Below are 10,775 nucleotides of genomic sequence, written 5' to 3' on the forward strand. Positions count from 1 at the left end.
CACGATAGGGGACCCAGAACTGGGTCCCCTATCGTCGTTTTTGTACCTATATCTATGCGTGTTCGGGCCCGACCGCCGAGACGTGATTGAATTCAGGGGTTCGACAACCTCTGGCGGAACCTAGAAAGGGGCCACCGTGTCGGAACAGAACGACGGCCGGAAGTCCTTCCGGCAGGACGGTCCCGACCGCGATCGAGGCGGCGACTCTCGCGGCTCTTCCGACCGAGGTGATTCCGGTGAACGGCGCGGCTTCAAACGCAGCGACTCGCCCCGGAGTGGTTCGAACGACCGCGGCGACTTCAACCGCCGCAACGAGTCCACTGATCGCAGTTCCGGCGACCGTGGTGGTTTCAAGCGCAGCGGGTCCGGCGAGCGTGGCGACTCCGGTAACCGTGGCGGCTACAACCGCGGTGCCGATGATCGCGGAGGTTTCAACCGTGGCGGCGAGCGCGGCGACTCGGGTCGGCGTGGTGATTCCGGCGAGCGCGGTTTCAACCGTGGTGGTTCGGGTGAGCGCGGCGGATTCAAGCGCTCCGGTGATTCCGCCGACAGAGGTGGTTTCAACCGTGGTGGTTCGGACGACCGCGGCGGTTTCAACCGCAGTGGTGATTCGGGCCGACGCGGCGACGCGGGCGAACGGGGCGGATTCAGCCGGGGTGGCTCCGGCGATCGCGGCCGTTTCGATCGGGGCGATTCCAGTGAGCGTGGCGGTTTCAACCGTGGCGGTGATTCCAGCGAGCGCCGTGGCTTCAAGCGTGGCGGCGATTCGGGCCAGCGCAGTGATTCCGGCGATCGAAGTGGCTTCGGCCGCAGTGGTTCTGGTGACCGTGGCGGTTCCAGCCGTGGTTCCGGCGATCGCGGTGGCTTCAGCCGCGGCGGTTCGAGCGATCGTGGCGGTTTCAACCGTGCTGACTCGGGCGATCGCGGTGGTTTCCGCCGTGGTGACACGGGGGAGCGCGGCGGGGTCGGCCGTGGTGGCAGCGGTGAGCGCGGGGGGTTCAAGCGTGGTGGCGAATCGAGTCAGCGCAGCGACGTGAACGAAGGCACCGGATTCAAGCGACGCGATGACGCTGGCCAGCGCGGTGGTTTCAACCGTGGCGGTGACTCCGGTCAGCGCGGCGGCTGGACCCGCGGCGACGACGCGCAGGATCGCCGTCGCGGCGGCGAGGGCGCGCGTGCCGGGGGCGGTTCGGCTGATCGACGTGCGGCGCGTCCCGAAGAGCCGGATCTGCCCGATGATGTCCAGGCCGCCGACCTCGAAACCGAGGTGCGTCGCGACCTGCTGAGTCTGGACAAGAGCAATGCCGAAACGGTCGCCCGGCATCTTGTAATGGCGGCCCGGCTCATCGACGATGATCCGCGTCTCGCTTTGGCTCATGCACGGGCCGCCCGCCAACGCGCTGGCCGCATTGCAGTGGTCCGCGAAACCGCGGGCGTCACCGCGTATCACGCGGGCGAGTGGGCCGAGGCCCTCTCCGAATTGCGTACGGCCCGCCGGATGTCCGGCGGTTCCGGTCTGCTCGCCGTCATGGCCGACTGTGAACGCGGCCTCGGCCGCCCCGAACGCGCCATCGAACTGGGCCGCAGCGACGAGGCCCGCGCCCTGCGCGGTGACGAGGCTACCGAACTCCGCATCGTGGTCGCTGGTGCCCGCATGGATCTCGGCCAATACGACCAGGCCGTAGTCACCCTGCAGACCTCGGAACTCGACCCCTCCCGCACCGGCTCCGCCGCCGCCCGTCTCTTTTACGCCTATGCCGACGCCCTGGTCGCCGCAGGCCGCACCGCCGAGGGCCTGACCTGGTTCCTCAACGCGGCCTCCGCCGACCTCGACGGTGAAACAGATGCCGAAGAGCGTGCCGAGGAACTAACCGGCGACACCGACCTATAGGCACAGCGGCTGGGACCGACACCGAGGGAGTTCGTCGACTCAGGCCACAAGTGCAGGGGCGATCCAGTGGGACAGCCGACGTATGGAATACGCGGGTGCAGGTGCCCGGGGCTTGTCAGAAGAGGCGGCACAGTCTCGCGATGGGCGCGCGCTATCCAGCGAAGGCGTGGCTTCTGAGATTGCGCCACGGCCCGCCGGATGTCCGGCGGTTCTGGTGTCTCGTCGGCATTGCCGACTGCGAACATCGCGCAACTCGCTGGCTAGGCGATATCGCACATCGCATTGTCAATTCGAGCGTGGGCTCGGAATGGGTTTGCGGCATACGGTCGGTCGACGCCGTCATATTCCTGTCGGCGGGCTGGCGTAGGGTTCGGGAAGGTGTCGGTCGGTTACATGGAGTGAGAGTGGTGTGAAGCGGCTACGAGAGCGGTATGAAGCCCTGCTGCTGGATCTGGACGGCACGCTGTATCGCGGGCCGGAGGTGATCCAGGGCGCGCCGGAGGCGCTGGCGGATTCCGATGCGGCACAGCGGCTTGTATATGTCACGAACAATGCGAGTCGCGGTCCGGACGTGGTCGCGCGGCATTTGGCCGAGCTCGGGTTTGCGGCGGAAACCGATGATGTGGTGACCAGTGCGCAGGCGGCGGCACGGTTATTGGCTGAGCGGCTCGATTCCGGGGCAACGGTGTTGATCGTCGGCACCGATGACCTGGCCAAAGAGGTCGAAGCGGTCGGGCTGCGCTCGATCCGGCGCTTCAATGGCGCCGCACCAGATGCTGTCGTACAAGGACATTCGCCCGAAACCGCGTGGCCGGATCTGGCCGAGGCGGCCTACGCGCTGAGCGCCGACGCACTGTGGGTTGCCGCCAATACGGATAAGACGCTGCCGAACGAGCGTGGCCTCGCGCCCGGCAACGGCGCCATGGTCGCCGCATTGCGTGCCGCCTCCGGCAAGGAACCAGTGGTAGCGGGCAAACCCTATGCGCCACTATTGGAGGACGCCCTGGTGCGCGCCGGAACGCGCAGCGCGCTGGTCGTGGGTGACCGCTTGGACACAGATATCGAGGGCGCCAACCGCGTCGGCCTCGAATCGCTGCTGGTCCTGACCGGCGTGAGCACCCTCGACGAACTACGCGACGCCCCGGCGGACCTGATCCCGACCTACGTCTCGGAGTCATTGGACGCACTGAATCATCCGCCGGTCGAGGACGAGGCGACCGACCTCGCCGACGACTTGGCGGAACGCTTACGCCGTAACCCGGGACGAGCCGTAAGGGTGCAGGCGTCCGGTTCGGAAATCCGATAGCGTTGACCCCACGATGACTACTCCGATGCCACGCCCGAACGGACCCGGCTCGAATGGACCGCGCCCCGGGCCGCCGCTGCCCGGCCAGCATCTGCCGGGTGCGCAGGGACGCCCGGAGCCTGCCGACCCCGCGCGGATCCGTGCCGAGATCGACGGTCTGCTCGCTGAACTCGACGCGCGTCCGGCCTGGGCCGGCCTGGCGGCGCCCCCGCCGACGGCCGCCGATTCCGGCGCCGATATCACCCGGCGCGCCCGGATCCTGGAACAGGCACATGAGGTGCTCGTGCAGGCACTGGCCACGGTGGACAAGATCTGAGGTGGCCAGGCGCGCGCGGGTGGACGCCGAACTGGTTCGCCGCGGATTGGCGCGATCGCGTGAACATGCGGTCGAGCTGATCGGTGCGGGCCGCGTCCTGATTGCTGGAACGGTCGCTGTGAAGCCGGCGACTGCTGTGGAGACCGGCACGCCGTTGGTCGTGCGCGAGGAGCCCGACGAGGTGTCGTGGGCGTCGCGCGGTGCGCATAAGCTGCTCGGCGCGCTCGAAGCTTTCGAACCCCTGGGCTTGACCGTCGGCGGGAAGCGCTGCCTGGATGCCGGTGCGTCGACCGGTGGCTTCACCGACGTACTGCTCTCCAGGCAGGCGCGTGCGGTCGTCGCCGTCGATGTCGGCTACGGCCAGCTGATCTGGCGGCTGCAGAACGACGACAGGGTGCAAGTTTTCGATCGCACCAATGTTCGCGCCATCACCCCCGAATCCATTGGTGGGACCGTCGAACTGGTTGTCGGCGATCTGTCGTTCATCTCACTGAATCTGGTGCTGCCCGCCCTCGCGACCTGCTCCGCGCCGGGTGCCGACCTGTTGCCTATGGTCAAACCCCAGTTCGAGGTGGGCAAGGAGCGAGTAGGCTCCGGCGGTGTGGTGCGTGATCCCGCATTGCGCGCGGAAGTGGTGCGCGATGTCGCGGCGGCGGCCGCCGAATTGGGCTTGCGCACCGTCGGGGTGGTGGCCAGCCCGCTGCCCGGCCCATCGGGCAATGTCGAATACTTTGTGTGGCTGCGTAAAGACGGGCAGTTCGAGTACGACGGCGAGCAGGTCGCGGCGCTTGTCGAACGTGCGGTTGAGGAGGGTCCACAGTGAACGCGCTGACGCCAGCCGAATCCAGAGAGATTCTGCTGGTTTCGCATCCGGGCCGGGCGGAGATCATCGAAACCGCTCATCGTGTCGCGAAGATTTTCGCCGACGCGGGTATCGGGCTGCGCGTGCTCGCGGACGAGGCGGACAGCACCCGATTCGACTGTGAGCCCGACACCCCGGGCGGGACGGCCGTCGCGGAACCGGGCGGATATCCGGCGCGCGTGGTCGAGCACTGCCCGGACGCGGCGGTCGGCTGCGAGATGGTGCTTTCGCTCGGCGGTGACGGCACCTTCCTGCGCGCGGCCGAACTGGCCAGGCCGGCGGGGGTGCCGGTGCTCGGAATCAACCTGGGCCGCATCGGTTTCCTCACCGAGGCCGAGGCCGAACACCTCGATGAGGCATTGGCGAGCGTAGTCCGCGGCGATTACCGCCTCGAGCAGCGGATGACCATCGATGTGAACGTCCGGGTGGACGACGAGATCGTCGAAACCGGTTGGGCGCTCAATGAAGCCAGCATCGAGAACGCCTCGCGCATGGGCGTGCTGGAGGTGGTCCTCGAGGTCGACGGGCGGCCGGTTTCGCAGTTCGGTTGCGATGGCATCCTCATCTCCACACCGACCGGATCGACCGCCTACGCGTTCTCCGCGGGCGGCCCGGTGGTGTGGCCCGAACTCGAAGCGCTGCTGGTGATTCCGAGCAATGCGCACGCCCTGTTCGCACGGCCGCTGGTGACCAGTCCGGAGTCCAGGATCGCGGTCGAATCCGTCGCGGCGGGCCATGATGCGATAGTTTTCCTGGATGGCAGGCGCACCCTGGCATTGCCGAAGGGCGGTCGGCTCGAGGCGGTCCGCGGCGCCGAACCGGTGCGGTGGGTGCGGTTGGACTCCGCACCGTTCGCGGACCGGATGGTGCGCAAATTCCAATTGCCCGTGACAGGCTGGCGTGGCCGACGGCGAACGGAGATCAGCCGGGGGATGGCAGCCGGCGGAGCCGGCGGGGTGGGTGAGGACAGCGGGATGGCAGCCGGCGGAGCCGGCGGGGTGGGTGAGGACTAGTGCTGACAGAGATCAGGATTGACGGGCTTGGCGTCATATCCACGGCCACCGCGCAATTCCATGAGGGTCTGACCGTTCTGACCGGTGAGACCGGCGCCGGTAAGACCATGGTGGTGACCAGCCTGCACCTGCTCAGCGGGGCGCGGGCCGATGCGGGCCGTGTCCGGTTGGGTGCGGACCGGGCCGTGGTCGAGGGGCGCTTCACCGTCGACGAGGTGAATACCACCGCGCAGAAGCAAGTGCAGGAAGTCCTCGAATCGGCTGCGGCCGAACGTGATGACGACGGCAGCATCATCGCGATCCGCACCGTCGGCAGTGACGGACGCTCCCGCGCACACCTGGGTGGGCGCGGCGTACCCGCCTCTGTCCTCGCCGATTTCACCGCGCCGTTGCTGACCGTGCACGGTCAGAACGACCAGCTGCGCCTGCAGCGTCCGGATCAGCAGCTGTCCGCGCTGGATCAGTTCGCCGCCGATACGGTCGGTTCGCTGCTGCGTAAGTACCAGGTGCGGCGGCGCTCCTGGCTCGACGCCCGCACTGAGCTGCTCGAACGTACCGCGCGCAGTAGGGAACTCGCGTTGGAGGCCGACCGGCTGAAGCATTCGCTGTCCGAAATCGATACCATCGCACCGGAACCCGGCGAGGACGAGCGCATCGTGGACGAGGTGCGCAGGCTCAGCGATCTGGATTCGCTGCGTGAGGCCGCCGCGGTCGCGCACGATGCCTTGGCCGGTCCCGCCGATTCGCCCGAAGACGGTTCGGGCGCACTGGAATTGCTCGGCGCCGCGCGGGCCCGCATCGAATCGGCGCACGATCCGGCGCTGACCGCGCTCGGGCCGCGGCTCGGCGAGGCCATCGCGGTCGTCGTCGATCTCACCACCGAGCTCAGTGGCTATCTTTCGGATTTGCCTTCGGACCCGGGTGCATTGGATTCGCTGCTCACCCGGCAAGCTGAGTTGAAATCGCTGACGCGCAAGTACGCACCGGATATCGACGGGGTCATCGCGTGGGCGGATGAGGCGCGCACGCGTCTGGGCTCGCTAGATGTCTCCGAAGAGGCATTGGCCGCGCTGGCGGCGGAGGTGGATATCGCCGCGGACCGCGTTCGGGAAGCGGCGCGCAAATTGACTGCGGCGCGCACCAAGTCGGCGGGCAAGCTCGCCTCGGCGGTGAGCGCCGAACTCGGTGGGCTCGCGATGGGTAAGGCGAAGCTCGAGGTCGTGGTGCGGCCGGTGCCCGCGAGCCCGCAGGACTCCGCGCCGCTGACGGTGGACGGGCAGGAATTGCACGCCGGTTCGACCGGTGTCGACGAGGTGGAATTCCGTCTGTCCGCGCATTCCGGTGCGCAGTCGTTGCCGTTGAGCAAGAGCGCATCCGGTGGTGAGCTGTCGCGCGTGATGCTGGCTCTCGAAGTGGTGCTCGCCAGTTCGGATCATGGCGCGACCATGGTGTTCGACGAGGTCGACGCCGGTGTCGGCGGCCGGGCCGCGGTCGAGATCGGCCGCCGACTGGCCCGGCTCGCGCGCACCCATCAGGTGATCGTGGTGACCCACCTGCCGCAGGTAGCGGCATTCGCCGACACCCATCTGGTGGTGGACAAGTCCGATGACGGCAAGGGCAAGGTCAACAGCGGCGTCCGGGCATTGACCAAGGATGAGCGCGTCATCGAATTGGCTCGCATGCTGGCCGGTCTCGATGACACCGAAACCGGCCGCGCTCACGCCGAGGAACTGCTCGAAACCGCTCGCGCCGAACGCACTCCGGCCTGAGGAGTTCAGCGCAGGGCTTTTTGGGCGCCCTTGATGAACTGGTTGATGAGGTTCTTCAGGCCGAATTCCAGCACCTTCGCGGGGACGGGAAGGCTGGGCTCGGACTCCATCGTGTAGGAGACCAGGGTGCCGTTATCGGTGTCGGTGAAGGTGATTGTGCCGATGTGCCGCTTCACCGGCGCACCCTTGATGATCTTGTATTCCATGAGTTCACCGGGGACCAGCTTGGTGGTCTCCTCGACGATGCCGACGCCCGCCTTGCCGATGAAGTACTGCGCGCCGACGCCCGTCGGGGTGGGCGAGCCGGGGGTCTTCAAGGTGAAGTCGACCGGGATGTACGGGTTGATGCCATCCCGCTCGGTGAAGAACTTGTAGACGACATCGCGCGGTGCCGCGATCACGGCGTCGACGGTACTGCTGACCATGATGACTCCTATTCGGGATATCTGTGACCCGCAGCATACGGGTACTTGCTGGCGCGCTCTCGGCGCGGCGTGGTGTTCGTGTTATCACAGTGACGAATGTGATAGGTGATACGGCGCGCCTCCACCAATGGTTGAGGGTTTGCGTACAGGATCGGCCCCATGAAGATGTTGGCGTTGTTGTCGAAGAGCACCGAAGCGCTGCCCGGATTGACCGGGACAGCTCGGGTTGACCGCAACACCAGGCGTCTGCTGAAGCGGGTCGGGCCCGGTGATGTCGTAATACTCGATGAGATGGATCTGGATCGGCTCACCGCCGATCAGTTGGTCGAGGCGGGTGTGGTCGCGGTGGTGAATACTTCGCCGTCGATCTCGGGCCGCTACCCCAATCTGGGGCCGGAAGTGCTGGTCGCCAACGGAATTCTACTGCTGGACACCGTGAGTTCGGATGCCTTCCGGATCAAGGACGGCGTCAAGGTTCGCATCGATGAGGGCGTCGTCTACTCCGACAAGCTGGTCAAGAAGGAGCCCGAGGTCCTGGTCACGGGCATCGAGCTGACCGAATCCGATGTCGCCGAGCGAATGATCGAGGCGCGCAACGGTCTCGCCGATCATCTCGAGGCCTTCGCGGGCAACACCATCGAATTCATCCGCACCGAGAGTGCGCTGCTCATCGACGGTATCGGGGTGCCGGAGCTCGAGCTCGACATGAAGAATCGGCATGTGGTCGTGGTGGCCGACGGCCCGGAGCACGCCGACGATCTCAAGCGACTGAAGCCCTTCATCAAAGAGTACGCGCCGATCATGGTCGGCGTCGGCCGCGGTGCGGACACCTTGATGAAGCAGGGCTACCGCCCCGATCTGATCGTCGGCGACCCGGACGAAATCACCACCGCCACCTTGAAATCCGGTGCCGAGATGATTCTGCCCGCCGATACCGACGGCCACGCCAAGGGGCTGGAACGCATCCAGGATCTCGGCATCGGCGCGACAACCTTCCCGTCGTCCGGCGCAGCCTCCGACCTGGCCCTGCTGCTGGCTCACCACCATGGCGCATCGCTGATCGTGACCGCTGGCGCCGCCGCATCGCTGGACGACTTCTTCGACCGCGGCCGCCGCGACAGCAATCCGGCGACCTTCCTCACCCGGCTGAAAATCGGCACCGAACTCATGGATGCCAAGGCCGTCGCCACGCTCTACCGAAACCGAGTGTCCGGCACCGCCATCGCGATGGTCGTACTCGCCGCGCTGGTCGCGGTGATCGTGGCCATGCTCGCCTCGAATATGGGGACCGAGGCGCTGGATTGGGCGGCCGATACCTGGAACCGGTTCGCGCTGTGGGCCGAGGGCCTAGCCAGTGCGGGAGGGACCCGATGATTTCGATTCGGCAGCATGCGGTTTCGATCGTCGCGATCTTCTTGGCCCTTGCCCTCGGTGTGGTGCTCGGGTCGCAGACTGTGGCGGCGGACCTGCTGACCGGATTGCGCGCGGATAAAACGGATCTGCGCAAACAACTCGATGTGGCCACTGATCAGAACCGGCGGTTCGGCGACGAAATGAATGCCGCGGACCGGTTCATCGCCGGATCTGCGGGGCGGATCCTCGGCGGCACGCTCACCGACCGCAGCGTCGTGGTGTTCACGACCCCCGATGCCGAACCCGCCGATGTCGACGCCGTCGCGAAGGACCTGGAAACCTCGGGCGCCACCGTGACCGCCCGCATCGCGCTCAACGACGCCTTCCTCGACGCGGCCGAGGGCGACCGGATGCGTACCGCGGTCACCAATGTCATCCCCGCGGGCGCGCAACTGCGCACCGGCCAGGTGGATCAGGGCAGTATGGCGGGCGACCTGCTCGGCCTGGTGCTGCTGCTCGATCCCGTGAGCGCGCAACCGCGCAGCACCCCGCAGGAGTTGAGCCTGGTGCTGGAGACGTTGCGCGGCGGCGGTTTCCTCGCCTACGGCGACACCCCGGCGCAGGCCGCGAACCTCGCCGTTGTCGTCACCGGCGATGGCGCGAAGTCCAGCGAGAACAGTCAGGGCAGCAATATCGCCCGATTCGTCGGCGCCCTGCGTGGTCGCGGTGCGGGGGCGGTGCTGGCGGGCCGATCCGGCGCCGCCGACAATCCGGGTCCGATCGCGATCATTCGTTCCGACGCCGCGCTCGCCACCGCCGTCACCACCGTCGACAATCTCGACCGCGATATCGGCCGCGTCACCACCGTGCTCGGCCTGAGCGAGCAGCTCAACGGCGGCGCGGGCCGATACGGAACCGGCACCAAGGCGACCTCCCTCACACTCGTCGCACTGCCCTCGAGCTGACCCGCCGGACCCGCGATGCCCGGTGCTGCGAACATGGCGCACAGTTCGGATCCGATCGATCGCAGCGACTCGGTGGCAAACGTGCGTGGCGTGTGATCAGACCAGCAATTTCGTGTTACCGTGAAGACCCGTGGGTCATACACGGAATCAGGCGCGAACGGCCACGAAGCACATCTTCGTCAGCGGTGGTGTCGCCTCCTCATTGGGTAAGGGTCTTACCGCCTCCAGCCTCGGTCAGCTGCTGACCGCGCGCGGACTGCGGGTGACCATGCAGAAACTCGACCCGTACTTGAACGTCGATCCGGGCACCATGAATCCGTTCCAGCACGGCGAAGTGTTCGTCACCGAGGACGGCGCGGAGACCGATCTCGATGTCGGCCACTACGAGCGGTTCCTCGACCGGGATCTGTCCCGGGACGCGAATGTGACTACCGGGCAAATCTATTCGTCGGTGATCGCCAAGGAGCGTCGCGGTGAATACCTCGGTGACACGGTGCAGGTTATCCCGCATATCACCGACGAGATCAAGAGTCGCATCCTGGCGATGCAGGGGCCGGATCTACAGGGGCAGGTGCCCGATGTGGTGATCACCGAAATCGGTGGCACCGTCGGCGATATCGAATCGCAGCCCTTCCTCGAGGCCGCGCGCCAGATCCGCCACGATGTGGGCCGGGACAATGTGTTCTTCCTGCACGTCTCGCTGGTGCCCTACCTCGCGCCGTCGGGTGAGCTCAAAACCAAGCCGACCCAGCACTCGGTGGCCGCGCTGCGCAATATCGGTATCCAGCCCGACGCGCTGATCCTGCGTTGCGATAGGGAGGTGCCGCAGGCGCTCAAGAGCAAGATCGCGCTGATGTGCGACGTCGATGTGGACG

Annotated in this window: 11 protein-coding genes; 10 read left to right on the top strand and 1 reads right to left on the bottom strand. The window is 66.8% G+C overall.

What is annotated here, in order from left to right; all coding sequences use genetic code 11:
* The first annotated feature begins 416 nt into the window (after nucleotides 1–416).
* From NP3_RS51715 to recN, 7 genes are all read left to right on the top strand, one after another.
* Entirely contained in the window at nucleotides 417–1,037 is a 621-nt protein-coding gene (locus NP3_RS51715; RefSeq protein ID WP_373864831.1) for a hypothetical protein, read from the top strand.
* On the top strand, nucleotides 1,034–1,891 hold the full coding sequence (locus NP3_RS47405; RefSeq protein WP_373864832.1) for a tetratricopeptide repeat protein: 858 nt from the start codon (nucleotides 1,034–1,036) through the stop codon (nucleotides 1,889–1,891). Before NP3_RS51715 ends, NP3_RS47405 begins: the two co-directional genes overlap by 4 nt.
* 409 nt (nucleotides 1,892–2,300) lie before the next feature.
* Nucleotides 2,301–3,197 (top strand): HAD-IIA family hydrolase, encoded by an 897-nt coding sequence (locus tag NP3_RS42520; protein WP_063047362.1) that lies wholly within the window; start codon nucleotides 2,301–2,303, stop codon nucleotides 3,195–3,197.
* Between the two features lie 13 nt (nucleotides 3,198–3,210).
* Nucleotides 3,211–3,513, top strand: a complete 303-nt coding sequence (locus NP3_RS42525) for a hypothetical protein (protein ID WP_245721352.1) — start codon at nucleotides 3,211–3,213, stop codon at nucleotides 3,511–3,513.
* Between the two features lies 1 nt (nucleotide 3,514).
* On the top strand, nucleotides 3,515–4,336 hold the full coding sequence (locus NP3_RS42530; protein WP_063047364.1) for a TlyA family RNA methyltransferase: 822 nt from the start codon (nucleotides 3,515–3,517) through the stop codon (nucleotides 4,334–4,336).
* Nucleotides 4,333–5,388 carry an NAD kinase gene (locus NP3_RS42535; protein WP_245721353.1) on the top strand — a complete coding sequence of 352 codons (1,056 nt, stop codon included), beginning with the start codon at nucleotides 4,333–4,335 and terminating at the stop codon, nucleotides 5,386–5,388. Before NP3_RS42530 ends, NP3_RS42535 begins: the two co-directional genes overlap by 4 nt.
* Nucleotides 5,388–7,157, top strand: coding sequence for a DNA repair protein RecN (gene recN, locus NP3_RS42540; RefSeq protein ID WP_063047365.1), 1,770 nt, complete (start codon nucleotides 5,388–5,390; stop codon nucleotides 7,155–7,157). The genes NP3_RS42535 and recN overlap by 1 nt, the downstream gene beginning before the upstream one ends.
* Nucleotides 7,158–7,162: 5 nt before the next feature.
* Here recN and NP3_RS42545 read toward each other — a convergent pair whose 3' ends face one another.
* On the bottom strand, nucleotides 7,163–7,582 hold the full coding sequence (locus tag NP3_RS42545) for an SRPBCC family protein (RefSeq protein ID WP_063047366.1): 420 nt from the start codon (nucleotides 7,580–7,582) through the stop codon (nucleotides 7,163–7,165).
* 159 nt (nucleotides 7,583–7,741) lie between these two features.
* Here NP3_RS42545 and steA point away from each other — a divergent pair, with 159 nt between their 5' ends.
* The 3 genes from steA to pyrG all read left to right on the top strand — a co-directional run.
* Nucleotides 7,742–8,956, top strand: coding sequence for a putative cytokinetic ring protein SteA (steA, locus tag NP3_RS42550; protein WP_063047367.1), 1,215 nt, complete (start codon nucleotides 7,742–7,744; stop codon nucleotides 8,954–8,956).
* Nucleotides 8,953–9,900: a copper transporter gene (locus tag NP3_RS42555; RefSeq protein ID WP_084509636.1), complete on the top strand. Its 948-nt coding sequence runs from the start codon at nucleotides 8,953–8,955 to the stop codon at nucleotides 9,898–9,900. The genes steA and NP3_RS42555 overlap by 4 nt, the downstream gene beginning before the upstream one ends.
* 130 nt (nucleotides 9,901–10,030) lie before the next feature.
* Nucleotides 10,031–10,775 (top strand): CTP synthase (pyrG, locus tag NP3_RS42560; RefSeq protein ID WP_084509637.1); only part of this gene is annotated, 745 nt, incomplete at its 3' end.

It is taken from the genome of Nocardia pseudovaccinii NBRC 100343 (genome assembly GCF_001613225.1).
In the GTDB taxonomy this organism is placed as follows: Bacteria; Actinomycetota; Actinomycetes; order Mycobacteriales; family Mycobacteriaceae; genus Nocardia; species Nocardia pseudovaccinii.

Bases quoted from the DNA above. Each gene is read 5' to 3' on its own strand.
- NP3_RS51715 (WP_373864831.1), top strand. From the start codon at position 417: ATGATCGCGGAGGTTTCAACCGTGGCGGCGAGCGCGGCGACTCGGGTC.
- NP3_RS42525 (WP_245721352.1), top strand. From the start codon at position 3,211: ATGACTACTCCGATGCCACGCCCGAACGGACCCGGCTCGAATGGACCG.
- NP3_RS42545 (WP_063047366.1), bottom strand. From the start codon at position 7,582: ATGGTCAGCAGTACCGTCGACGCCGTGATCGCGGCACCGCGCGATGTC.
- steA (WP_063047367.1), top strand. From the start codon at position 7,742: ATGAAGATGTTGGCGTTGTTGTCGAAGAGCACCGAAGCGCTGCCCGGA.
- NP3_RS42555 (WP_084509636.1), top strand. From the start codon at position 8,953: ATGATTTCGATTCGGCAGCATGCGGTTTCGATCGTCGCGATCTTCTTG.